The 21,877-nt window shown below is 62.5% G+C and carries 26 protein-coding genes; 12 read left to right on the forward strand and 14 right to left on the reverse strand.

Going from position 1 to position 21,877, the window contains the following annotated elements; all coding sequences use genetic code 11:
* Nucleotides 1-147: 147 nt before the first annotated feature.
* Together J7I85_RS17545 and J7I85_RS17550 are read right to left on the reverse strand one after the other, a co-directional pair.
* Complete coding sequence (locus tag J7I85_RS17545) at nucleotides 148-711, reverse strand: dihydrofolate reductase family protein (RefSeq protein WP_214854168.1); 564 nt, start codon at nucleotides 709-711, stop codon at nucleotides 148-150.
* A gap of 235 nt (nucleotides 712-946) precedes the next feature.
* On the reverse strand, nucleotides 947-1,471 hold the full coding sequence (locus J7I85_RS17550; RefSeq protein WP_214854170.1) for an AAA family ATPase: 525 nt from the start codon (nucleotides 1,469-1,471) through the stop codon (nucleotides 947-949).
* A 337-nt stretch (nucleotides 1,472-1,808) separates the two neighbouring features.
* Here J7I85_RS17550 and J7I85_RS17555 point away from each other — a divergent pair, with 337 nt between their 5' ends.
* On the forward strand, nucleotides 1,809-2,501 hold the full coding sequence (locus tag J7I85_RS17555) for a DJ-1/PfpI family protein (protein ID WP_214854172.1): 693 nt from the start codon (nucleotides 1,809-1,811) through the stop codon (nucleotides 2,499-2,501).
* A 1,074-nt stretch (nucleotides 2,502-3,575) separates the two neighbouring features.
* On the opposite strand, the gene J7I85_RS17560 is transcribed toward J7I85_RS17555, so the two are convergent.
* Entirely contained in the window at nucleotides 3,576-5,054 is a 1,479-nt protein-coding gene (locus J7I85_RS17560; RefSeq protein ID WP_308159536.1) for an MFS transporter, read from the reverse strand.
* Between the two features lie 128 nt (nucleotides 5,055-5,182).
* Between J7I85_RS17560 and J7I85_RS17565 the strand changes: the two genes are divergently transcribed.
* The 9 genes from J7I85_RS17565 to J7I85_RS17600 all read left to right on the forward strand — a co-directional run bounded on the left by J7I85_RS17565 (nucleotide 5,183) and on the right by J7I85_RS17600 (nucleotide 10,583).
* The gene (locus J7I85_RS17565; RefSeq protein ID WP_214854174.1) at nucleotides 5,183-6,070 is read left to right on the forward strand and encodes a helix-turn-helix transcriptional regulator; all 888 of its coding nucleotides are present in this window, start codon (nucleotides 5,183-5,185) and stop codon (nucleotides 6,068-6,070) included.
* Entirely contained in the window at nucleotides 6,054-6,461 is a 408-nt protein-coding gene (locus tag J7I85_RS17570; protein WP_214854176.1) for a RidA family protein, read from the forward strand. The genes J7I85_RS17565 and J7I85_RS17570 overlap by 17 nt, the downstream gene beginning before the upstream one ends.
* Before the next feature lie 12 nt (nucleotides 6,462-6,473).
* Nucleotides 6,474-6,875, forward strand: a complete 402-nt coding sequence (locus J7I85_RS17575; protein WP_214854178.1) for a VOC family protein — start codon at nucleotides 6,474-6,476, stop codon at nucleotides 6,873-6,875.
* Nucleotides 6,876-7,288: 413 nt separating this feature from the next.
* Nucleotides 7,289-7,924, forward strand: coding sequence for a Type 1 glutamine amidotransferase-like domain-containing protein (locus J7I85_RS17580; protein ID WP_214854182.1), 636 nt, complete (start codon nucleotides 7,289-7,291; stop codon nucleotides 7,922-7,924).
* Between the two features lie 174 nt (nucleotides 7,925-8,098).
* Nucleotides 8,099-8,479 carry a hypothetical protein gene (locus J7I85_RS17585; RefSeq protein ID WP_214854185.1) on the forward strand — a complete coding sequence of 127 codons (381 nt, stop codon included), beginning with the start codon at nucleotides 8,099-8,101 and terminating at the stop codon, nucleotides 8,477-8,479.
* Nucleotides 8,480-8,649: 170 nt separating this feature from the next.
* Nucleotides 8,650-9,027, forward strand: coding sequence for an Imm8 family immunity protein (locus J7I85_RS17590; protein ID WP_214854188.1), 378 nt, complete (start codon nucleotides 8,650-8,652; stop codon nucleotides 9,025-9,027).
* 233 nt (nucleotides 9,028-9,260) lie between these two features.
* Entirely contained in the window at nucleotides 9,261-9,458 is a 198-nt protein-coding gene (locus J7I85_RS17595; RefSeq protein ID WP_251024509.1) for a hypothetical protein, read from the forward strand.
* Between the two features lie 178 nt (nucleotides 9,459-9,636).
* A complete protein-coding gene (locus J7I85_RS25965) occupies nucleotides 9,637-10,155 on the forward strand; it encodes a VOC family protein (RefSeq protein WP_374102493.1) in 519 nt (172 codons plus the stop codon).
* A complete protein-coding gene (locus J7I85_RS17600; RefSeq protein WP_214854194.1) occupies nucleotides 10,152-10,583 on the forward strand; it encodes a DUF309 domain-containing protein in 432 nt (143 codons plus the stop codon). Before J7I85_RS25965 ends, J7I85_RS17600 begins: the two co-directional genes overlap by 4 nt.
* Before the next feature lie 244 nt (nucleotides 10,584-10,827).
* Here the strand turns inward: J7I85_RS17600 and yidC are convergent, their stop codons facing one another.
* The 6 genes from yidC to J7I85_RS17625 all read right to left on the reverse strand — a co-directional run bounded on the left by yidC (nucleotide 10,828) and on the right by J7I85_RS17625 (nucleotide 14,819).
* Nucleotides 10,828-11,787: a membrane protein insertase YidC gene (gene yidC, locus J7I85_RS17605; protein ID WP_214854196.1), complete on the reverse strand. Its 960-nt coding sequence runs from the start codon at nucleotides 11,785-11,787 to the stop codon at nucleotides 10,828-10,830.
* 309 nt (nucleotides 11,788-12,096) lie between these two features.
* Nucleotides 12,097-12,585: a hypothetical protein gene (locus J7I85_RS17610; protein WP_214854198.1), complete on the reverse strand. Its 489-nt coding sequence runs from the start codon at nucleotides 12,583-12,585 to the stop codon at nucleotides 12,097-12,099.
* A 116-nt stretch (nucleotides 12,586-12,701) separates the two neighbouring features.
* Nucleotides 12,702-13,103, reverse strand: a complete 402-nt coding sequence (locus J7I85_RS25970) for a DUF6278 family protein (RefSeq protein WP_374102494.1) — start codon at nucleotides 13,101-13,103, stop codon at nucleotides 12,702-12,704.
* 183 nt (nucleotides 13,104-13,286) lie between these two features.
* Nucleotides 13,287-13,841, reverse strand: a complete 555-nt coding sequence (locus J7I85_RS17615) for a hypothetical protein (protein ID WP_214854200.1) — start codon at nucleotides 13,839-13,841, stop codon at nucleotides 13,287-13,289.
* 203 nt (nucleotides 13,842-14,044) lie between these two features.
* Nucleotides 14,045-14,317: a DNA gyrase subunit A gene (locus J7I85_RS17620; RefSeq protein WP_214854202.1), complete on the reverse strand. Its 273-nt coding sequence runs from the start codon at nucleotides 14,315-14,317 to the stop codon at nucleotides 14,045-14,047.
* A 337-nt stretch (nucleotides 14,318-14,654) separates the two neighbouring features.
* The gene (locus tag J7I85_RS17625) at nucleotides 14,655-14,819 is read right to left on the reverse strand and encodes a hypothetical protein (protein WP_214854204.1); all 165 of its coding nucleotides are present in this window, start codon (nucleotides 14,817-14,819) and stop codon (nucleotides 14,655-14,657) included.
* 1,030 nt (nucleotides 14,820-15,849) lie between these two features.
* Between J7I85_RS17625 and J7I85_RS17630 the strand changes: the two genes are divergently transcribed.
* Nucleotides 15,850-16,440 carry a recombinase family protein gene (locus tag J7I85_RS17630; protein WP_214854206.1) on the forward strand — a complete coding sequence of 197 codons (591 nt, stop codon included), beginning with the start codon at nucleotides 15,850-15,852 and terminating at the stop codon, nucleotides 16,438-16,440.
* A gap of 62 nt (nucleotides 16,441-16,502) precedes the next feature.
* Here the strand turns inward: J7I85_RS17630 and J7I85_RS25975 are convergent, their stop codons facing one another.
* The 5 genes from J7I85_RS25975 to J7I85_RS17650 all read right to left on the reverse strand — a co-directional run bounded on the left by J7I85_RS25975 (nucleotide 16,503) and on the right by J7I85_RS17650 (nucleotide 19,917).
* Nucleotides 16,503-17,036: an MFS transporter gene (locus J7I85_RS25975; RefSeq protein WP_374102489.1), complete on the reverse strand. Its 534-nt coding sequence runs from the start codon at nucleotides 17,034-17,036 to the stop codon at nucleotides 16,503-16,505.
* Nucleotides 17,030-17,713, reverse strand: a complete 684-nt coding sequence (locus tag J7I85_RS25980) for an MFS transporter (protein ID WP_374102490.1) — start codon at nucleotides 17,711-17,713, stop codon at nucleotides 17,030-17,032. Before J7I85_RS25980 ends, J7I85_RS25975 begins: the two co-directional genes overlap by 7 nt.
* 172 nt (nucleotides 17,714-17,885) lie before the next feature.
* A complete protein-coding gene (locus J7I85_RS17640) occupies nucleotides 17,886-18,509 on the reverse strand; it encodes an energy-coupling factor transporter transmembrane protein EcfT (protein WP_214854208.1) in 624 nt (207 codons plus the stop codon).
* Nucleotides 18,506-19,231, reverse strand: a complete 726-nt coding sequence (locus J7I85_RS17645; protein WP_214854210.1) for an energy-coupling factor ABC transporter ATP-binding protein — start codon at nucleotides 19,229-19,231, stop codon at nucleotides 18,506-18,508. Before J7I85_RS17645 ends, J7I85_RS17640 begins: the two co-directional genes overlap by 4 nt.
* Nucleotides 19,228-19,917, reverse strand: coding sequence for a biotin transporter BioY (locus J7I85_RS17650; protein WP_214854212.1), 690 nt, complete (start codon nucleotides 19,915-19,917; stop codon nucleotides 19,228-19,230). Before J7I85_RS17650 ends, J7I85_RS17645 begins: the two co-directional genes overlap by 4 nt.
* 311 nt (nucleotides 19,918-20,228) lie before the next feature.
* Here J7I85_RS17650 and J7I85_RS17655 point away from each other — a divergent pair, with 311 nt between their 5' ends.
* Complete coding sequence (locus tag J7I85_RS17655) at nucleotides 20,229-21,827, forward strand: ABC-F family ATP-binding cassette domain-containing protein (protein WP_214854214.1); 1,599 nt, start codon at nucleotides 20,229-20,231, stop codon at nucleotides 21,825-21,827.
* The last annotated feature ends 50 nt before the right edge of the window (nucleotides 21,828-21,877 follow it).

Genomic DNA, 21,877 nt, shown 5'->3' on the forward strand with positions numbered 1-21,877 from the left:
CAATCACCACAAGAACCCAAGAATCCCTATCCGGACGGATCGTTTGCGGGAAGAACAGGATCCGGCAGGAACGTCACGATCGCATCGGAACACAGCGCCACGAGATCCTTTGTGGCCCGAAGCCCGCGCTGATTCGACGTCGGGCACTCAGCGCCTGGTCTCGTACCTGGTAAGGACCACTCCGTCGGGAAACGTCCGGGTCTCCACCAGGCTCAGGTTCACCCAGTTGTCCAGGGCTGTGAAGAACGGCGTGCCGCCGCCCACCAGGACCGGATGGGTGACGATCGCGTACTCGTCGATCAGCCCGGCCCGCATGGCCGCCGCGGCGAGTGTGGCACCGCCGATGTCCATGGGGCCGCCGTCGTCGGCCTTGAGCCGGGTGATCTCGGTGACCGCGTCGCTGGTGACCAGGCGGGTATTCCAGTCGACCGTGCTGGTCGTCGAGGAGAACACCACCTTCGGCATGTCCCGCCAGCGGCGGGCGAACTGGATCTGCGCCGGTGTGGCGCCAGGCTGCTGGTCGGCGGTCGGCCAGTGGGAGCTCATCGTCTCCCACAGTTTGCGCCCGTACAGCGCCAGGCCCGTAGCCCCCACGCGGTCGGACCACCATTGGAACAGCTCGTCGCTCGGTACGCTCCAGCCGAGGTCGTCGCCGGGCGCGGCGATGTAGCCGTCCAGGCTCAGGTTCATTCCGAAGGTCAGTTTGCGCATGGCGTCAGTCTCCCGTGAGTCGGTATTCGTTGTACAGACCAGCGCGGCGCGGAAAAGTCATCGGTCAGGCCACACCGAGGGCCAGTTGACCATCACGCCAAGCAGAGGCTCCGTACGGAAAGGATGGAGTCCCGACCTTTCGCCAGTGTAGCTATCGACCGTTTGGGGGAACACACTGCGGGACAGGAACCCAGGAGTGCGCATGCGGCGTTTCTCAAGAGGACGTTCCGTGCTCTCAGCGACCAAGCACCGAATCCGCAATCTGCTGCGCGGCTTGGTCCGCTGTGATGTGTGTGGTGTCGATGACCTCGGCTTCATTGTGCAGCCAAGTACGAGCTGCCTCGGCGTATGGCTCCAAGTACGCGAAGCGGAACGTCGAGGGGCCGAGGACTTTGTCGTTCTGTATGCGGTCGCGGAGCATGGCCTGGTCGGCGTGGAGCACGAAGTGCTGGATCGGTATGCCGTGCTCGGTAAGACCATCGCTGATCTCCCGCCAGTAGCTTTCGACCAAGACAGTCATCGGCATCACGAGTGTGCCTCCGGTGAACTCGAGCACGCGCCGTGCGGTCTCGACAACGAGCCTTCGCCACGGCTCCCAGTGCTGGAAGTTGTCCGTTGCAGGAAGTCCCGGCTTGATGTCCATGAGAACCTCCCCGACCTTCTCAGCGTCGAGGAGGCGCGCGTGGGGCAGCAATTGCTGCACGAGCGCGCTCGTCGTCGTCTTTCCCACCCCGTGGGTGCCGTTGAGCCAAACGATCATGGACCGAACTCTAGTGCCAAGAAGTGTCCTTCACGGCCGGTCCGCCTGGGGAACCCTTAGCGGGAAAAATCCCACCCGGAGGCGATTCGCTCCCTGCGACCGCTCATGCCTCGCAGGGATGGGTAGTGGCCACCTGCCTTTCGACCTCTCGTTGCCCCCTAACTCAGCACTCACTGCACGCCGCACGCCGTCGACGAAACGGCCTCGCCAGGCTCTCTTGGGCAGAGGGCGTCCCGCTTGGCCTCAGGCCATAGGCTCCGTTCACGGATCCTGTTGAGGTCCTGGGCTGTCGGCGGGTTCATGCTGTTCGAGCCAGTGCGCACCTTAGGCTGAAGGAATGAACCTGGATCCTTTAAGCGTCGTTGTGCTGATGTTCCCCAATGTCACACAGCTCGATTTCACCGGGCCGGCGCAGGTTTTCTCGAGGTTTCCGAACGCCCGTGTTCATCTTGCCTGGCACAGCCTCGATCCGGTGCCCACAGACGCCGGTTGGTGCATCGTTCCCACGACTACCTTGGAAAACTGGCCAGCGGCCGACGTGCTTTTCGTCCCGGGAGGCGCCGGGACTTTCGACCTGTTCACCGATCAGACGGCATTGGACTTCCTGCGTCGGCAGGCGGCGACGGCACGTTGGATCACTTCTGTTTGCACCGGTTCGTTCGCTCTCGCGGCGGCAGGGCTTCTGACGGGATACCGGGCCACCAGCCACTGGGCTTCGCTGCAGATGCTCGAAGAGTTCGGTGCGGTCCCGGTCAGCAACCGGGTGGTTCGGGACAGGAACAGGATCACCGGTGCCGGTGTCACGTCGGGGATCGACTTTGCTTTAGTCCTCGCCGCGGAGGTTTACGGGGATGAGATAGCACGCAACATACAGTTGGCCATCGAGTACGATCCTGAACCTCCGTTTGATCACGGATCGCCGGCAAAGGCAGACCCCCAGATCGTGCAGGAAATTATCACTGCCACCTACAACCTGCGGGCGGCAGCAGTCCGGAACGCAGCGGACACGCTCTTGGCAGCTGAGCGCTGACCGGCTGTCGCTCCTGGCAGCGCGGCCGTTCCGTCTGGGTGGCGTCCCGAATTGCTACTGTCAGAGTGGTTCAAACGCATCGCGCTGTTGCCAGTTCCTGGCAGCCAGATCGTAGGAGGTTGCTCTGGTCATGATGATTGGAGTTCCAGAAGCATTCGCCCAGACCACGATTATTCGAGAGGGCGCGCGAGCTGCAGCGTGGATTGATGAGCTGCCATCGATTGTGGATGGGTTGCTTGAGCTATGGCTGTTGCGTCGGGACGGAGAAACCCGGCACGGGCAGGTTGGTCTGGGCGCTCCGGGTCTTCTCCGGTCTCGCGTGTGTTCGTGTCTACGCTGAAGAACCCAACCGGTACGCGCTGTTGTTGGAACGCGCGAGAGATGTAAGCCCTGACACCGTCCTCAATATCGACGAATGGTTGGAGGTGGCCGCGAGTATCGCAGGGGAACTCGCAGTCGCTGCTCCTGCTGACGCTCCGGTCCTGGCCGATACCGCGGCCGCGGGATGGAGCTCCAGCTCGATCAGCAGCTTGCCAATGCGCCCGAGCTCGTGCCGCAGCGGACCATCAGGCGGGCGCGGGACAGGATCCGAGCAGTCGGGCAGGACGTTACCAGGCCGTTGATCCACGGAGATCTGCACGAGAAGAACGTCCGGCAGCCTCTCGCCGTCCCTGGATTGCAGTTGACCCTAAAGGTTTTCGCGGTCCGATCGCGTGGGACGCGTTCACCGTCTGTTGCACTCCCGAGCTGACGGGGACTGCGGATCCGGCCATCGAATTGCCGGCACGCCTGCAACAATTCGCGGAACTCACCGTAACTGACGCTGAATTCACAATCGAGGTTGCACATGCCCGGGCGGTCAGCTCGTTGCTCCACGAATCAACTGGCGGCGGAGCTGTGGGATCACGCAAGCTCAGCGTGTTGAAGAGACTGTGCATGAGTGGGCCGAGAGCCACCCGCCAAGACGGTTTCCGAGGTGGAAATATGCCAACCAGGAACGAACAGAATGGGGCATCAACGCCAAAGGCGAGACGTACAGCGGTCGAGGGCCCTGAAAGGGGAACCCCTACCTGCTCATGCCGCCACAGACTTACGTGGCAGCGCGAAGACCATGATCAGGGCTGCGGCGAGGCAGAGGGCGGCGTTGGTTCCGATGGCGGGCAGCACCCCGTCAAGGACCCGGTCGGGGGAGTGCGGGGTGGATTGGTGGTGCAGGATGGCGGCGACGATGGTGCTCATGATGGGGATGCCCATGGTGATGCCGATTTGCTGGCTCATGGTGGTCAGGCCGGTGGCGAGGCCCTGTTCGTTGTCGGGCAGCCCTGTGGTGGCGGTGACCATGAACCCGACGATGGCGGCGAGGTTGGCTACACCTCCGATGAAGGTCGCGATGAGCACGATGGCAAGTGATGCTGGGCTGATGTTAATGAACAGCAGGGAGGCGGTGGCGGCGGCCTGGACGGTGAGACCGCCGATGATGGTGTTTTTGGGCCCGAAGCGGCCGATCAGTTTCGGGGCGACGATCCCGCCAACAACGGTGCCGATGCCGAGGACGGCGAACGCCAGGCCCGCCCCCAGGGGTGTGTAGCCGAGGACCTGCTGGAGGTAGAGGGTCAGGACGAACACGAGCGAGGTTTCGGTGGCGAATGCCACGATCCCGGCGATGTTGCCCCAGACGATGTTGTTCCGCCGCAGGATGGTCACAGGCACCAGAGCATGGGCGGTGTTCTTTTCGATGAAGAAAAACACGACGAACAGCACGGCCCCTGCTGCGAGGGGTCCCCAGGCCAGCGGATCAACCCAGCCCTTTTCGCCGGCGGTGGTCAGGCCGAAGACGAGCAGCAGCAACGCCAAAGTCACAGTGACAGCGCCGGGCACGTCGAGTTTCGTCCGGCTTCCGCGGGCAGATTCGGTGAGGAGTTTCGGGGCGAGGATCAAGACAAACACGGCGACCGGGATGTTGATGAAGAACGCCCACCGCCACGACAGGAGGTCAGTCAGGAGCCCGCCGAGGATCGCGCCGGCGGTGAACCCGGCAGCCATCAAGGAACCGTTCAGGCCCAGTGCCTTGTCCCGCAAGGGCCCTTCCGGGAACGACGTGGTGAGCAGTGACAGCGCGGCCGGGGTGACGGCTGCCGTGGCGATGCCCTGGGCGACGCGGGCGGCAAGCAGCAGCCCGGGACCGGTCGCGAGCCCGCCGACGAGGGAGCCGATACCCAGCAGGGCCATGCCGGTGATGAAGAGGCGTTTGCGGCCGAACAGGTCAGCGACCCGGCCGAAGAACAGGGTGAACCCTGCCGCACACAGCGCGAAGGACGTGGCGATCCATTGCAGGTGCTCCAGGGAGAACCCGACATCGGCCCCGATCCGGGGCAGTGCGACGTTCAGGATGGAGAAGTCCACCGCGAGGGTGAAACTCGCGCTCAGCAGCAAGGCCATGACCAGCCGCTGCCGGGCGGTCATTCTGGCAGGAACTGGCTGGATCGGCGATTCCGGTGGTGCTGTCAGTTCGGGGAGGGGTGTGGTGTCGTGTGCTGTCATCGCGGAGGGCATCCAATCACTGTGTGTGGGCGGGTTTTCCTCTCCACCCTGCCGAGCCGTGACAGGAACTGCCACGCCGTGTTGTGGGTAGCACTGGCAGTGCTACCCACCTTTGAGAATCTTCGTGGATACTCACGGGTATGAACCAACCAGCAGCCATGGGCGACTTCCTCCGCAAACGACGGGCCACGCTGACCCCGGCCGACGTCGGGCTGATGGACTACGGCACCCGACGGGTACCCGGGCTGCGCCGGGAAGAAGTCGCCATGCTGGCCGGAATGAGCGTGACCTACTACGCCCGGCTCGAACAGGGACAGCACGTCAACGCCTCCGACGCCGTCATCGACTCACTGGCCCGTGCCCTGGCACTGACCGACGTCGAAAGAAAACACCTCGTGGATCTGTCTGGTGCAAAACGCCGCACAACCAAGACCATGCGGAGCAGACCGGATCAGGTCCGGCCCGGAACAAAGCGCCTAGTCGACTCCATGGGCTGCGTCCCGTCGGTGGTGCTGGGCAAACGCACCGAAGTCCTCGCCTGGAACCAGACCGGGCACCGGCTCGTCGCTTCCCACCTGGCCTTCGACGCCCCGGACACACCGTCGCACCGCCCGAACATGACCCGGATGCTCTTCCTGGACGAGGCGACACGCGCCCTGTACCCGCACTGGCGCACCGAAGCCGGCCGTGCAGTGGCGTCCCTGCGCCTACTCTCCGGACGGTTCGCCGACGACACCGAGCTGGCAGCGCTCGTCGGGGAACTGACCCTCAAAAGCCCCGAGTTCGCCACGATGTGGGCAGAACACCCGGTCGAGAACTGCATGTCCGGGCACAAAACACTCGACCACCCCCAGCTTGGCACTGTGGAGCTGGGGTTCGAGGTCCTGACCATGCCAGACGATTCCGGTCACCGCGTCCTCACCTATACAGCGGAACCAGGAAGCGAAACTGCCACCGCCCTGGCCCGCCTGCAGCGTGCACCCCTGGCCATTGCACGGGAAGGAGCGAGCCTTGACCAAGCAGTCTGAGAAAGTGATCAGTCACCACTTCAGCAGCCAGCTTTATCAGTCCACCGCCCCGTTCTCGCACTTCGTGCAGCAGGGCAACACCGGCTATTCGGCGGGCATCATCGGCCAGGACCCTTCAAGCGGTGCTCTGGTCTCCAGTGATGTCACCGCCCAATGCGAGGCGATGCTGACTAATCTGCAGACGCTCCTTGATGAGATGGGGTTGGCTATGGGCGACATCATTCGCACCACCCTCTACCTCATTGACTATCAGGACTTCGACGCCATCAACACCGTTTACGCCCGGAGACTGGCCCCGCCCTTTCCGGCCAGGACCACTGTCCAAGCGGCTGCCCTGCCCTTGGGCGCGAAGGTGCAGATCGAGGCAACGGTGCAGATCCCACCTGCGTGAAAGACTCGCACAGTGAACAACGACTCAGAAGGTGCCTTGCACCATATCGAGCTGTGGGTGCCGGATCTCAAGAGAGCCACGACTGAGTGGGGCTGGATCTTGTCGACCTTGGGGTACGCGACCTATCAGAGCTGGCCGCATGGAATCAGTTGGCTGAAAAGCTCAACTTACATAGTTCTGGAAGAATCGCCGGATTTGAGCGGCCGGCAGCATCAACGGACGGCGCCCGGTTTGAATCACCCGGCGTTTGTCGTGCGGAGCCGGCTGCGTGTGGACGCACTGGCCGGCCAGAGTGCTGAGTACGGCTGGACACAGTTGTCCCCAGAGAAGTATCCACATGCAGGCGGACCCGAGCATTACGCCGCCTACCTGGAGAATTCGGACGGCTTCGAGCTGGAGCTCGTGGCCGCGTAACAGCACGGGTCGCGAGACGCGTTGAACGTCCGGCCTCCTCGCGACGATAGGCTGAACCAATGACCTTGGGGGACGCAGAGCAGCCACTGCCCTGGATTAGTGACAGTTCGGATCCCTAAACGGCTAGAAAGTCAGCTACGACGGCTTGCATTTCAACTAACATGTTATTGCCGTCGGCGCTTCTTCGAAACGTCTCTCTCAGGGTTCCCCATGTGCGGTTATTTTCGCTCGATCGCGCCAACACTCCAGCCGCCACTGACTTGCAGTATCGGAGCGCCGTAGAAACAATAAGCCATGCGTGGAACCATCTACCTGGGCGGCGGAGGCTCGCCTGATGACGAACACCTGCTTTGGGCGGAGATGTTTCGACTCAACGCGAATATTCTCTACTGGCCATTCGCACTGGACGGGAAATGCTGAACGGCGCGGACGCCTGGCTCAGAGGAAATCTGGCACAGCACTGGCCCGATCATCAGCTAACCACTTGGACCGACCTGGACGGTCACGCCCCTGACGAACTCCTCGATTTCGACCTACTGTTCATCGGTGGAGGCAACACATTCCACCTTCTGGCCCACGTTGCCTCGCATGCCTTCATTGATCCGATACGGAGGTTTGTAGCAGAGGGGGGCTCCTTGTACGGCGGAAGTGCAGGGGCCATCCTCGCCTCCGACAGTATCGAAATCGCCGCCACTCACGACGACAACAACACGCAACTCGAGCAGTTCACGGGCCTACGTCTCGTCTCAGGGGTCACTGTGCTCCCTCACTACACAGCACACGAGGAAGCAACAGCGAAGATGTGGCATAGGCGGCAGAACAAACCGGTCTTGGGTATCCCGGAAAGGTCGGGACTCTTTGTTGGAAGCAGCGGCGCTCGAGTTGTTGGCAAGGAACCCGTTTACGTCATCGATGAACGCGCAGTCCAACCTGTGAACCCTGAAAACTATCTGCCGGCCGGTCTCACTGCAGCCAACGATAACTCCAAGGATGGCCTTGCAGCACAGGGGCCCGTGCCAGTTAGCAGCGGCGATTCAGAACAGGGTTAGACGTAGCGGGTAAAAGACACAACACCTCGGCTTGAGCGTCCTGATCGTGGAACCTCTAGGGGGACCACCAAGGGTGGGAAGGAACTCAGCCGCGGGTGCCTGATGCTTGGCAGGTACCGATGACCCGCCGTTCGGCGTAAAGGACCCTCGGTCTAAGCTGATGGGGTCATGTATATGGATGCTGAAGATTACGTCGAATCCGTCGCTGAAGTTTTGCGCAGAACGGCCTTGGCTGAGCTCCAAGGGGCTTCGTATGAAGTCACGAGGGAAGATCCGACGGTGAGCCTGCTGACAGCCTGCGCCGAAGGCAAAATCTTTTGCATACGAATCCGTGGCGATCTTTTCCAGATCATCTACGACGAGAAGTTTGTATTCACCAACGTCATGACGGTCGTGGAAGATGAAATTGGTGAATTTTCTGCTGAGGCGCTTCGAGAAATCCGCTTCGTATGTAGTGGCATATCCCAACTGATTCTCTCGAAAACTCTATTTAGACGCAGGCCAATGTTGAACCTCACTACATCCCGTGGCAAGATTTGGCCCTTCTACCCCTGATGGCAAGGTTCCAAATGAGGCGCCCGCCTTGGCCGGGACGCGATCTCGCTGCTTGTGACAATGGGCATACGTGCCTGCAGACAGCAGCAGTGAGGCGGGTTTAAGGCGCGGATGGTCTCGTCAGCTACGATCCGCATATGCAACCAAATTTGGACAGGGGTTTTAAAGGCATGTTCGCGGAAGTAAAACATTTCCAGTGGACGGACGTAGTGGATGACAACGTCGCACCCGACTTCCCGACTCTCTTGGAAATGCACGTGACTTCACCCGGGTACGCCGCGGTGCTGCGGTTCGAGGTAGCCGTGACAACGATAGAGGAACTGACGCAGCGGCTGAACTTCCAGTCGTGCATCTCCGGGCACGGGCAAGTGGTTGTCGCCGAGTTCGACCGACACAGGATCGAGTCGTTTCTTCGGTCCGCCGTTGGTCAGGTGTCCGCCGAGACGTGGGAAGAGCTCGAAATTGCGCTAGGGAGGTTCGGAAGGTCCGAATTCAATATGGCAGGTGCCTACTGGTCACCCGACCCATGGGAAGCTCCCGGAACATAGGCAAGGAAACCGCCGTCTCACCATTTGAGCAACCCCTACTGGGGTTTTTTCCGAGGTCTAGCCCATCATTCGTCTGTAACGAGGAACCTACCGGATTCTCGCAGGTCGTGGTTCAGTTCATTCATGCCGTCTGAATCATCTAAAATGACGGGTTGGCGTCCTATGGAGCAAGTCCTGAGGTAAAGCGCAGACTCCGGCGCCTCGTTTACTGGATATGGGCCTGCCTGTTGATCATGACCGTCCTGAATTTCTTGCCAATAGACACTGAAGCGTGGCATTGGACAAAGCTCATCCTCATTGGTGCTGCGGTCGTTGTGATGGGCATCAAGGTGACACGGTTTTCGTTGTGGCAACGAGATGAATACTGGCGGGAGCGCGGGAAGGACCCCAAGCATCCCGAGCGTATTCAAAATTTCCCGAAAGAGGGTTGACCGCCAATCGTCCCGCTAGCCGGTCCGTCTGGGGAACGGTCGGTGCAGCAGATTCGGTGTCAACGGTGGTGCCCCCATCGATACGACAGCTCGCCGCCCAACGGGACCCTTGAACAACACCAAGAATTCACAAGCACGCGGCGAGCGAAGTGCATGGCTCGAGGGCAGGATGGAGAACATGGAAGTCCTTGGGAGCCGCATCCTGCTTCATCCGTCCGAACCCGAGCGGAGCCACCGGTTTTATCGGGACACGTTGGGCTTGGCCATCTACCGAGAGTTCGGGAGTCGTAAGGCGCCGGGTCTGGTCTTCTTCCTGGGAAACGGTTTTCTCGAGGTCAGTGGACGATCGACTGATCCGCACGGGAGTGCCGTGGCGATCTGGATTCAGGTCCGCGACGTGCAGCTCGAGCACGATCGGCTGCTGGGGGCCGGGGTACCGGTGATCCGCAAGCCGCAGCAGGAGCCGTGGGGCTGGTGGAGATGTGGATCGCGGACCCCGACGGAGTGCGCATCGTGCTCGTCGAGGTTCCGAAGGATCACCCCCTGCGACGCGACCAGAGGTGATCGTTTCTTCTCTCGCGGCCGCCGCCCCGACGGCATCCTTTGCGGCGGAACGGATGTTCGAGGGCCGGGCCTTAGCATTGAGCGTATGAAGGCTTGTAAGGTCCACGGATGCTCAGGGCGGAAACCGCAATGACCCGTGACAGGGATCGGGATGCTTCAAGGCGCCCGCGGCAGGCCCGGCCACGTGACGCTCTTGGGCGGCCGCTGCCGTACGGAAGCGCTGGCGTCGAGCCGGTCTCGGAGGAGCCGCTGCCGCCGGCCCAGACGTTGGTCTCGGCCCGGAGTCTGGTGGAAGCTGGCCGCCCCTTCGCCGCCCATGAGGTACTCGAGGCCCGCTGGAAAGCTGGGCCGACCGAAGAACGCAACCTTTGGCAAGGACTCGCCCAGATCTGCGTCGGGCTCACCCACGCCGCCCGGGGCAACAGCGTTGGCGCGCTCCGGCTCTTCGAGCGCGGTGCGGCCCGACTCGAGGAGTACGGTTCCGGCGAAGGGCCGACCTACGGGCTCGACTTGTCCGCCGTTGTGAGTTGCGCACGTGATCGGATGCGCGCCGGCCGCTGAGCTGGCGACCAGCATCCTCGCGGCAGGCGGCGGAGGCACTATTTCCGGGGGACTACTGAGAGTTTGCTTGACCAATAACTTGTCCCGTTAGCGGGAACCTTTACCGAGACGGCTTCGTGGACCGGTCGTAAGTTCTGCTGTAACCACCGGCCGGAAGCGGATCGCAACGAACTTGTTCGCCGACTCCGATGACAGCAGGGCACGATGCCGCGGAGCAGGATATGGCCGTCGCAGGACCGGACCGTTATTTCTTCTTCCTACCCTTGCGTTGCGGCTGGATTCGTTGGCCCTTGGCCTGGATGACGGCGGCAGCGGCGTCTGCTTCTTCGCGTTTTCCTCCGAGGATCGGCAGTGCGGGTAGTCCTTTGGCGGCGCGGCGTTCGGCGAGGGCCTTCGCAGCGGGAGATCCCGGGGTCGGCATGCGGCGGATGACGAAGAACTGCTGGCCCATGGTCCAGAGGTTGGTGGTGGTCCAGTAGATCAGCACACCGATGGGGAAGTTGATGCCGCCGACACCGAAGACCAGCGGCAGGATGTAGAGCATCATCTTCTGCTGGCGCATGAACGGGCTGGCCATGGCCTCTTCGGACATATTCTTCGCCATGATCTGCTTCTGCGTGATGAACTGCGAGGCCGTCATGGCCAGGATCATCACGACGGTGAGGACGATGACAGCAATGTTGCCGCCGGGGTTGTTTAACAGGGCTTCAGACAACGGAGCGCTGAAGATGCTTGACTGGTCGAACTGAAGGACCTGGTCGTGGCTCATCGCACCGATGCCTTCGCCCTGGTTCTTCGCGTGGGTGATGCCGGACAGCACCTGGAACAGTGCGAAGAAGAACGGCATCTGGATCAGCATGGGCAGGCAGGCCGAGAACGGGTTGGTGCCGTGCTTCTTGTACATGGCCATCTGCTCCTGCGCCATGGCCTGGCGGGAGAGCTGGTCGGTTTTGCCTTTGTACTTGTCCTGCATGTTCTTCAGGTCAGGCTGCAGCAGCTGCATTCCGCGCTGCGCCTTGATCTGCTTGACGAAGACCGGGATCAGTGCAGCACGGATCACCAGTACCAGGCCGATGATGGAAAGAGTCCACGTCCAGCCGCTAGCTGGCGGCATTCCAATCGAACTCATGCCCTCGTGGAAGCCCACCATGATGATGGAGACAAACCATTTGAACGGAAACATGATCGTTTCAAACAAGTCCATAACGGATCCCCTATCTGTCAGGCCGGACGCGGACATCTCCGCTAGTTCGAGCAACCAGACTTGTAGAAGCAGCCCCGCGCAGACAAATTCCAGGGATCGGTTCTTCGGCGAACGGCGGGGGCTCCATGTCGTGAGCCTAACTCAATTGCCTTTCTCGGTGATTGATCGGCAGGGGCCGGTGGGGAGACTATTGCCAGTTAGACCAGAAGGCTCTGACCAGAATTTAGGGGTGAGAGCCTCATCCCCACTGTTGCCCGGTGGGGAACCATGACCGGTACAACGGTGACGGCTACTGAAATGCGTCGATTTCTATTGCAGGTTCGCTCGTCTTCTCCGCCGGGCGAAAACCATGTCGGCGATAACTGCTCCGATCAGTGCGAGGGTAAACGGTGATACTGCGCCATACATGAAGCTGGCCAGTGCGATGGGGTGCGGCTCGCCATCTGCAGGGACAGGGCGCAATGTGTAGGCACCAACGAACGCGGCCGTGACGAGGACCAGCAGAGTTATGACCCTGCCCGCCCAAGTGCGAGACAGGGAGCGATATCCGAGAACTGCGGCGAAGGCGAGCAGGACGAGCCCGGCTCGCATCACGTACGGCACCCATTCTCCGGTCACGGGGACTGGCCGCATATTGAGATCCAGAAGGGGAGCCCCGACCTGTGACAACTCCAGCTGGATCGTCAAAAACCCCGCCAGGAAAATAACGAGTGGAGGCCCGAGCAAAGCGGCGATTATGGAAAGGCCCGCGCCCTTACGAATGTCCGACGGTGCCTCTACCTGGTTTGGGCTAGTCATTTTTTCGCACATCCCCATGTTGACTGCTCCGACCATAATGCCCGGACCGTCGTTGGGTATAGGCCGGAGCGCTGCAGAAAGCCCAAAGGCCGAACCCTGTGCGGACGGGTATTTCGTCACGTCTCGAGCCCGAGCCTTTCTAGGACATGAGCGTAGTTTTGTTCCAGTGTTGGGTCTGCGACCTCAAGACGTCGCATGGCGACCCCTATTACATCAACGGCGGCGGTCCTGGTGATGCAGACCCGCGGGTACGCCTCCTCGATCACCTCCCAGTGGGCGCCAGGAATGGTGTGTGTTAAGACATCGCCGTAGAACATGCCGATTGGTCGGGCGAATCCTGCCAGTGCATGCTTGTCGACATCGTCGTCAAGGAGAGTGTCAATGGCTGCGAGGCCCCGCCCTGTGCGCGGCAATGCTTGGCCTCTTTCGTGAAAAAGGAGAGGAGTTCGTCGTATCCCCCGACGTTGGTTATCGGGAGTGTTGAGGCATCGGAAGTCGCTGGCCTGTACTCGGCGTATCTTCTTGGCATCCCGGCTGGCAGCTTTTGCAGCGGTTCGCCAGGTTCCTCAGGGGCGCTCATGCACACAGACTAGATCGCCGGCTCGAGCTGGCAAATAGCTTCGAGCTCCGACCCCAGGATGAACCCTGAACGGACCATCTGTCCTCGTCGAGGGCTGGTTCCTTGTGACCGTTGCGCTGCCCTATTTGGTTGTGGATCGTGGGCCGAGCACACGGCGTAGAAGCCTGAGCGGTGGCGGTATGAGAGCCTGCTTTTTGTAGTGCTCGCGCAAACGGCGGAGAAGTTCCTCGTATTCGTCCCGGTCAAAGGTGAAGGCCCGGTCCGTAAGTAGCTGGGGCTCTACGTCGTCGGGGTCGCTCTGCCAGCCGATCTTCTGCCAGGTCACGGTCTGCGGCGACAGGGCCAGTTCTATGCTGAGCGCCCCGCACCACAAGTCGCCGCAGACAGCACAGACCAAAATCGAAACACGGCCATCGTCATAGTCTCCCGGTATAACCCCCAACAAGCGGTCCAGATAGTCCACCACTGCCTTTGGCCGCCAATCGTCACGCAAGGCTGTGGTTTCGTCCAGTGGCTGCTCCCAGTCTTCTGGAACATCCAGCAGATCCCGCATCGGCCGATCGTTTACGAGGAAGTCAAGAAATGCGTCGGGGCGGTCAAATTGCTGATCGCCCTTGGGCTCAACCCGGCTCGAGGCTGAAGGCGCAACCGTGAGTCGGTACAGTCCGATATCCATGGGTCCAGTATCCCGCCCTGTCGTTCGCGCCGGCTGAAAAGCTTCCCTGACTCGCCAGATGCCGAACGCTAGATGGGACACTTCGAGTTCGAGGGGATCCACTTCTTGGGAAAAGTCGGATCGCTGAGCCGCAGCACCTCTATCGGGACCAGCCCGGACGCGTTCGATCGAGGAACCAGTAATCGACGGAGAATACGATGTCCTCAGCGGTCATCAGGCAACTTTGATCTAAGTTCTTCTGCACGCGAAGCGATGGCCTGACGCTGGTCGCGGGTGAATCTTCTAGCCTGCAGGTCGAGGACTGCCCGGCTGCCCAACTTTCCCACACCCAACAGGTGACCCACCCTACGGATGGCTTCGTCCATGTCTTCTGAATCCTCAATCATCTGGAAGACCTCGTCACGCCGATCCATCGCCTGTACCAAGGCATCGAGGACTATCAATTCTTGCCTTGTCTGTCGCTCATCCTCAACCATGCGGCGATTCTTGCACGACGGAAGTCATTGGGGCATTGCATCCAGGATCCCCTTCAGGAAGGGGAACCCTCAGGGACTCGCTCCAAAACCGTGGCTGCCTTCGGTGGTCGCCGCCGGCGCCTGACTGGTCTTGGCGGCTACGGGCTCTTAGACGTGAAGAGCTGTGAGGAAATCAGGGTGCGAAACGCGGCGAGAATTGCCACGATTCGGCGAGAACGCCATTTCCGTTACGCCACACCTCAGCTACTAACTTTGGCCCCAATGGCGCCGTCCTAACTGTTGTTGATCGTCGCGGCCGGGGGCGTGTGCTTTACGGCGTCCAGTATCGCGGGGCGGATCAACCGTTGGCGGGAGCGATGTCCCCAAACTCCACCTTGACCGGGCAGCCAACTGTCTCGGAGTACTTGCGCTCCAGGTCTGCAACGTCCGAGGTTGCCCTCACTGATTCATCCAGCGTGAGCGTCAGGTGCGACCCATCAGGCGATACCGAAGTGATGTTCACGGCAGGATCTGAGGCCAACAGTTCACCGGAAAGATCCCTAAGTTTCCCGGGGGAACAGGCCGCTGGCTCAACGGAAATGTTGACGGTTGGAAACCGGGCTACTAGCCCCCGTAGCTTCGGATCCACCGGGCCATGCCAATGAACGATAACCCGCGTTCCCTGAAGCACTTCGACCGAGGCGAACCGAGCATCCCCTGACAGCTCCCGACTGAGCGTGCTGGCCGCATGTGCTACGGATCCATCTCCAGGCGAAGCTTCAAGACTGGCCGCCGAGTTACTAGGCGGTTCGGGCATAGGTTCATGCAGAGGCGGGCTTGCAGTCGGTTCACGCGTAGGCGGGTTGGCAGCCGGGCCGCCCGGGACCCCAGGCCCCGGTGCGGCGCAAGACGTAGCGAAGAGAGAACAGCCGAGCAGGACAACCAGCAAGTGCCTGATCAGCTTTGAACCTAAACACGGCGCGACCATGCCTCATGCTAATGATCCGTCCGGGCTGGGGCTACCCCGCCGCACGATCGGCTCCGTTGTGGAAACCCCTGCCGGTCCTCCGCTGTAGGGGTTATATACGCTGGCGCTTTCTGGCTCGAACGAAGCCTATGACTCCGACTAGAGCGAGAGCAGGCCTCCTAAGATCTGACCACTCCGTCGGCGGCGAAAATAGCGAGGGCGACCCCGCACAATGCCATCAAGGCCCAAACAATCTCTTCAGCTTTCATGGGCTCTTCCAGTCGATGGGTGCATAAACCAACTACTTTGTTCGGAGCCTATAATCGTTAGCTCAAGTTTTGTCGGCTCCAAAAACAGAGAAAAAGGATCCCCCGTCGAATTGACTTTAGACCGCCAAATTCAGGATGGACCACCGTCCCGAAAGAGGGCGGTCCGCATAACGTCCCGTTGGAGGGTCCAGCACCGGACATCATCTCACCAGCGTCGTTGTTACCTAAGCCTTTGAGGCACCCCGTAAGGCCGGTCCGGTGAATTGTCCGGTGACGGGCGCTTCTACGACACACAGCTCTATGACACACTGCTGCACATGTCTGCACTCGTGGTCGGTTACGCGAGAGTGTCCACCGACGAACAAGACCTCACAGCTCAACAGGACGCCCTGTCAGCCATGGGTATTGAACCGGACCGAATCTATGTGGATCATGGCCTCACCGGTAGCAATCTGAACCGCCCCGGCCTCCGGAAAGCGCTGGCCGCCTGCCGCGCTGGCGACACCTTCGCGGTGGTCAAACTGGACCGTCTTGCACGATCCGTCAGGGACGCACATCAGATTGCTGATGACCTCGCCGCCCGTGGAGTAAAACTTAGTATCGGCGGTTCCGTGCACGATCCGTCAGGGACGCACATCAGATTGCTGCTGTTCAACGTCCTGGCGATGGTGGCTGAGTTTGAAGGCGATCTCATCCGGGCCCGCACCCGCGAAGGCATGAAGGTTGCCAAGGCCAAGGGCCGGTTGCGCGGGAAAAGCCCAAACTCTCACCCACCCAGGAAGCACACCTGGTTAAAACTGCATGCGGCCGGAGAACACACTATGTATGAGCTCGCCGAGCTGTTCTCTGTTGGCCGTTCCACCGTCTATCGTGCCCTCGAACGGGCACGCCGCAATACGGAAACATAGCGCGGGCACAGAGCCCGCACCCAGCGCCAGAAGAGGAAGCTCACCCCGCCGTCGTGTGCTCCCTAAGTCGTGCGCGCCCTGATCAGCCCAAGGCATGCCGCTGCCGCCGCGACGGACACCACCGTGACGATACCGAACGGGAGGGCGTTGTCCGCCCCGCCGATACCCACCAGCGGCGCCGCCACGCCGCCGAAGGCGAACCTGGCCAGGCCAAGCAGGGACGACGCCGTGCCGGCGATGTCCGGGTAGCCCTTCAGCGCGAGGGACGTCGCTGGCGGGCTGGCCGCTGCCACGCCGCCCACCATGGTGAAGAGGGACAGGATGACGGCAATCAGGGGCAGGTGCAGGAGCGCGGTGACGAGCAGCCCAAGGGAACCTGCAGTGGCCATCGCCAGTCCGATCACCAACGTGGCTTTCTCGGACCACCGTTCGGCCAGCCGGCCGCCGAGGAAGCCAAAGATCAGGAACCCCAGCGAATTCAGGCCGAAGGCAAACGAGTAGCCCTGCGGCGAAAGCCCGTAAATGCCCTGCAGGACGAACGTGGCGCCGCTGAGGTAAGCGAAGATCGCCGAGTACGTAAAGCCCGTGATCAGCACGGCGCCGACGAATACGCGGTCCGCAAGCAGACGACGGAAGTCCTGCAGGGTATGGGAAAACCCCCTGCTGCCCGCCGCTGGGCCGGAAGTGTCTCCTTGAAGATCACGAGGCAGGCGATCAGGATCGCCACGCCAACGGCCGCGAGGAACAGGAAGACGCCGCGCCAGTCTGTGACGGTGGCGAGCTGTCCGCCGATGACCGGACCAACGATGGCTGCCAGGCCGCCGAGCACCGTCAGGCGGCCGTAATAGCGCAGGAGCTTGGCACCCTCGTATACATCCCGTCCGGCTGCCTGCGCAATCACGATGCCCACGGCCCCGGCCAGGCCCTGGACGAACCTCGCCGCGATCAGCGTGTCAACGGTCGGGCTGACGGCACAGAGAACGGACGTGACTGTGTAGGCGGCGACGCCGATCAGCAGGGGGAGCCGGCGGCCAAAACGGTCCGACAGGGGACCCGCAATGACCTGGCCGATAGCCAGGCCGAGCAGGCAGGCCGTGATGGTCAGCTGCGCCGTGGACGTGGAACTCCGCAGTTCCGCCGTCAGGGCCGGCAGGACGGGCAAGTACAGGTCCATGGAAATCGGACCGAAGATGGTCAGCAGGCCAAGGACAATTGCCAGTGGCCGTCCGACTGCCTGTTCGCGCGTGGTCACCGGTGCGTCGGTCACAGTCACACTGCCTCCGTTCAAGGGGTAAGGGGCTGCCGCCGGTTCGACGGCGGGTGATGGGGGTGCGGTTCCACCTAACCAGCGTTTACAACGCTGTGGGAGTCCCTGCCGGTACCCCTTCTAGGAGGACCTCCCATGCGCCTTGCCTTCCCGGAGCAGGTTCCTGCCCTTACAGCCCTCAGTCCTCCGGCTCGCCCAGCCCGCGGGCGGCCAGCGCCTCGCCCGTGTGGCGGGCATATGCAACGGTGGTAATAAACACCGGCAGGACCAGCGCGCGCGGATTGCGTTCCAGGCCGCGGGCACGCGCAGAATCCCGGACATCCGAGAAGGCCCCGGCGATGAACGGGATGCTCCGCAGCATGATGGCAATGGTCAGGGCGAACCGCTCGGGGTCAGCGCCGAAGCGCCTGAACGGGCGGGCCAGGGAAACCACGCCGTCGAGCAGCCGGTGCAGCGGTGTAGTGGCCGTCAGCAGGGACGCCGCCACGACGCACAGGAGGATGTTCAGCACAATCCGCGCGGCAACAGGGCCGCCCAGCTGCCACCACTGGAACGCGCCGATCACCAGCAGAATGGGAAGCAGCGGCCGCACTGCGCGGAAGAGGCGCACGGGCCCGGCGCCACTGAGCAGGAACAGTCCGCACAGAACGCCGAGGGCTGCGGCGGCCAGCCGCCAGTCGACGATCAGGAACGAGGCCATTCCGCAGGCCAGGACGAGCAGGAACTTCAGCCACAGCGGCATGCGGTGGATCAGGGACGTGCCGGGCACGTAGTTGGCGAGCAGGAAGCCGTGGCCCCTCACCGGAAGTCCCCGCCTGACAGGCTCCGGGCAGACAGCGAGCGGTAATGCTCGACGGCGGCGGCAGCACCGCCGTCGTACGCTATCTGTCCGGACTCGACCACCAGAACCCGGTCCATGTCCAGCGCCAGCTCCAGGTCATGGGTGGACATGATGATCTGCTGGCTGAGGCCGGCCAGGGTGCGGCGCAGCAGCTCGCGGTTCCGGAGGTCCAGGAGCGTGGAGGGCTCGTCCAGCACGAGGACTCCGGGCTCCACCGCCAGCACTGACGCCAGGGCTAGGAGCTGCCGTTCCCCGCCGGAGAGTTCGTAGATGCTCTGGTCAGCCAGCGGCAGGAGCCCGAAGCGGTCCAGCGCGGCGGCGGCCTGCTCCCGGCGCTCCTTTCCGTGCCGCACCGAACGCCGAAGTGACAGCTCCACGTCCTCACGCCCGGTGGGCATGACCAGCTGGGAGAGGGGATCGGTGAAGACAAAGCCCACCTGCTGGCGCACGGCCCGCACGTTCCGGACCGTGTCGGCGCCGTTGACGGTCACTGTCCCTTCCGTAGGCGCCACGAGGCCGTTGAGCAGGCGGAGCAGCGTCGATTTACCGGAACCGTTGGCCCCAATGACACCGATCCGTTCCTCGGTGAGCTCCAGCGAAATGTCCTGCAGCAGAACCTTGGGGTCAGGGAAGCCGTCAACGGCCACACTGACCCCTGCGTTCCTGAGGGAGATAATGCTCACTGCTGTGCGGAGGCTTCCGGCGCGGTGGCTTCCGGCGTCGCGGCCTTCAGTGCTGCGGCCTTCTGCGGCAGCTGCCGGACGCGGCGGACCAGCAGGTCGGGGAAGGCCTTGTGCAGGGCGATGGCCACCGTCACGGCGAGGACGTTTTTGATGATGTCGCCGGGGTAGAAGGGGAGGTCGGCGAGGAACGCCTTGGAAAAGTCCAGCTTGGCATTGACCATCATGCCGGCGATGCCGAGGCCGTGGACCAGCACAATGCTGGTGGCCATCGCGGACACAAACAGCAGCACGGCACGGAACTTCACCGTGCGGCGGATAACGACGGCGGCCAGCCAGCCCACCGCCGCGGCGGCGAGGGGGAACGCAATGATGTAGCCGGCCGAGGGGCCGGCTAGGATGCCCAGGCCGCTGCGGCCGCCGCTGAAGATGGGGAGCCCGGCGAGCCCTAGCAGGGTGTACAGTCCGACGGCGGCGAACGCGCGGCCGGGGCCGAGGGCGAGCCCGGTCAGCATGACGGCAAGCGTCTGGAGGGTGATGGGCACGCCGAGGCCGCCCACCGGGATGGCCGCAACCAGGGCTGACGCCGCAACGAGCGCGGCGAAGACGGCGATGAGGCCGAGGTCGGTGGCGTTCCAGCGGCGGCGCTTTGCCGGCTGCAGGGTGCCGACGGAATGGGTCTGGGTCATGGGAGGTCCTGTCGAGGGGGTACAAACAATTATCAGCTCGTCTCGACGTTACTGGCCCGGTAATAGCCGCATTTTGTTGTTCTTCTACAAGAGCGACTGCCCGGGGTCTGGTGCTAGGTACAAATACACCGCTCCTCCGGACAGCGAAGGCGCTCTTCCGGGGTGGGGAAGGCATGTTCTGGCAGGGTTGCACCGGCCGGTAGACTTGAAAGGGCCGTTCTACGGCCGGCATCCCCGGCGTTCCTGACTTTGCGCCGTGCGTGCAACCCGCCGTGCTGCGGCATTCCCTGTTGTGAAAGGCCTTACCTGCTGTGATTACCGTTCAGGATCTTGAACTGCGCGCCGGCGCGCGCCTGCTCATGGACCAGGTGAGCTTCCGGATCGACAAGGGCGACAAGATCGGCCTCGTGGGCCGTAACGGTGCCGGCAAGACCACATTGACCCGCGTCCTGGCAGGCGAGGGCCTGCCTGCCGCCGGCAAGGTGACCCGCAGCGGCGAGATCGGGTACCTGCCGCAGGACCCCCGGACGCCGGACATGGAGCAGCTGGCACGGGACAGGATCCTGTCCGCCCGCGGCCTGGACATCGTCGTCGGAAAGCTAAAGCAGGCCCACGACGAGATGGCGAGCGACGACGCCACTGTCCAGCGCAAGGCGATGAACCGCTACGACCGGCTCGAATCCGAGTTCCTGGCCGCCGGCGGTTATGCTGCTGAAGCCGAGGCCGCAGCCATCTGCTCGAACCTCGCCCTGCCGGACCGTCTGCTGAACCAGCCCCTCAAGACCTTGTCCGGCGGTCAGCGGCGCCGCGTGGAGCTCGCGAGGATCCTGTACTCGGACGCCGAGACCATGCTCCTCGATGAGCCCACCAACCACCTCGACGCCGATTCCATCGCGTGGCTGCGTGACTTCCTCAAGAACCACCAGGGCGGACTGATCGTGATCAGCCACGACACCGAGCTGCTCGAAGCCACCGTTAACAAGGTGTTCCTCCTGGACGCCAACCGTGCCCAAATCGATTTCTACAACATGGACTGGAAGCGCTATCTGACGCAGCGCGAAACAGACGAACGCGCCCGCAAGCGGGAACGCGCCAACGCCGAAAAGAAGGCCCAGGTCCTGTTCGACCAGGCCAACAAGATGCGCGCCAAGGCCACCAAGGCCGTTGCCGCGCAGAACATGGCCAAGCGCGCAGAGCGGCTGCTCAGCGGACTCGAAGCAGTGCGCGAAAACGACCGCGTGGCCGCCCTCCGCTTCCCGGATCCGTCCCCTTGCGGCAAGACCCCGCTCACGGCAGAGGGCCTCAGCAAGTCATACGGCTCGCTGGAAATCTTCACTGACGTGGACCTTGCCATCGACCGCGGCTCCAAGGTGGTCATCCTCGGCCTCAACGGTGCCGGCAAGACCACCCTCCTGCGGATGCTCGCCGGGGTGGACCGCCCCGACACCGGCGACATCGTCCCCGGGCACGGCCTCAAGGTGGGCTACTACGCCCAGGAGCATGAAACCCTCGACGTCGACCGCACCGTCCTGGAGAACATGCGTTCGTCCGCTCCCGACATGAAGGATGCGGAGGTCCGCGGCATCCTGGGTTCGTTCCTGTTCTCCGGCGACGACGTCGACAAGCCGGCCGGCGTGCTCTCCGGCGGCGAGAAGACCCGTCTGGCGCTGGCCACCATTGTGGCCTCCAGCGCGAACGTTCTCCTGCTGGACGAGCCCACCAACAACCTCGACCCCGCCAGCCGCGCCGAAATCCTGGGCGCACTGCGCAACTACACGGGCGCCGTCGTCCTGGTCAGCCACGATGAGGGGGCCGTCGAGGCCCTCAACCCGGAGCGCGTGGTACTGCTGCCCGACGGCGTTGAGGACCTCTGGAACGAGGACTACCTGGACCTCATCACGCTGGCCTAGTATCCGAGGGGCCGGGCGCCGGTTATTGCTGCCAGGCCTCGCCAGAAGTT

Origin of the sequence: Arthrobacter sp. ISL-65, assembly GCF_018613795.1 — a bacterium.
Classification (GTDB): domain Bacteria; phylum Actinomycetota; class Actinomycetes; order Actinomycetales; family Micrococcaceae; genus Arthrobacter.

Bases quoted from the DNA above. Each gene is read 5' to 3' on its own strand.
- J7I85_RS17550 (WP_214854170.1), bottom strand. From the start codon at position 1,471: ATGATCGTTTGGCTCAACGGCACCCACGGGGTGGGAAAGACGACGACG.
- J7I85_RS17650 (WP_214854212.1), bottom strand. From the start codon at position 19,917: ATGACCCAGACCCATTCCGTCGGCACCCTGCAGCCGGCAAAGCGCCGC.
- J7I85_RS25965 (WP_374102493.1), top strand. From the start codon at position 9,637: ATGGAAGTCCTTGGGAGCCGCATCCTGCTTCATCCGTCCGAACCCGAG.
- yidC (WP_214854196.1), bottom strand. From the start codon at position 11,787: ATGGACTTGTTTGAAACGATCATGTTTCCGTTCAAATGGTTTGTCTCC.
- J7I85_RS17630 (WP_214854206.1), top strand. From the start codon at position 15,850: ATGTCTGCACTCGTGGTCGGTTACGCGAGAGTGTCCACCGACGAACAA.
- J7I85_RS17585 (WP_214854185.1), top strand. From the start codon at position 8,099: ATGGATGCTGAAGATTACGTCGAATCCGTCGCTGAAGTTTTGCGCAGA.
- J7I85_RS17580 (WP_214854182.1), top strand. From the start codon at position 7,289: ATGCTGAACGGCGCGGACGCCTGGCTCAGAGGAAATCTGGCACAGCAC.
- J7I85_RS17565 (WP_214854174.1), top strand. From the start codon at position 5,183: ATGAACCAACCAGCAGCCATGGGCGACTTCCTCCGCAAACGACGGGCC.
- J7I85_RS17545 (WP_214854168.1), bottom strand. From the start codon at position 711: ATGCGCAAACTGACCTTCGGAATGAACCTGAGCCTGGACGGCTACATC.
- J7I85_RS17560 (WP_308159536.1), bottom strand. From the start codon at position 5,054: ATGCCCTCCGCGATGACAGCACACGACACCACACCCCTCCCCGAACTG.
- J7I85_RS17620 (WP_214854202.1), bottom strand. From the start codon at position 14,317: ATGGTTGAGGATGAGCGACAGACAAGGCAAGAATTGATAGTCCTCGAT.
- J7I85_RS17600 (WP_214854194.1), top strand. From the start codon at position 10,152: ATGACCCGTGACAGGGATCGGGATGCTTCAAGGCGCCCGCGGCAGGCC.
- J7I85_RS17615 (WP_214854200.1), bottom strand. From the start codon at position 13,841: ATGGATATCGGACTGTACCGACTCACGGTTGCGCCTTCAGCCTCGAGC.
- J7I85_RS17555 (WP_214854172.1), top strand. From the start codon at position 1,809: ATGAACCTGGATCCTTTAAGCGTCGTTGTGCTGATGTTCCCCAATGTC.
- J7I85_RS17595 (WP_251024509.1), top strand. From the start codon at position 9,261: ATGACCGTCCTGAATTTCTTGCCAATAGACACTGAAGCGTGGCATTGG.
- J7I85_RS17590 (WP_214854188.1), top strand. From the start codon at position 8,650: ATGTTCGCGGAAGTAAAACATTTCCAGTGGACGGACGTAGTGGATGAC.
- J7I85_RS17610 (WP_214854198.1), bottom strand. From the start codon at position 12,585: ATGACTAGCCCAAACCAGGTAGAGGCACCGTCGGACATTCGTAAGGGC.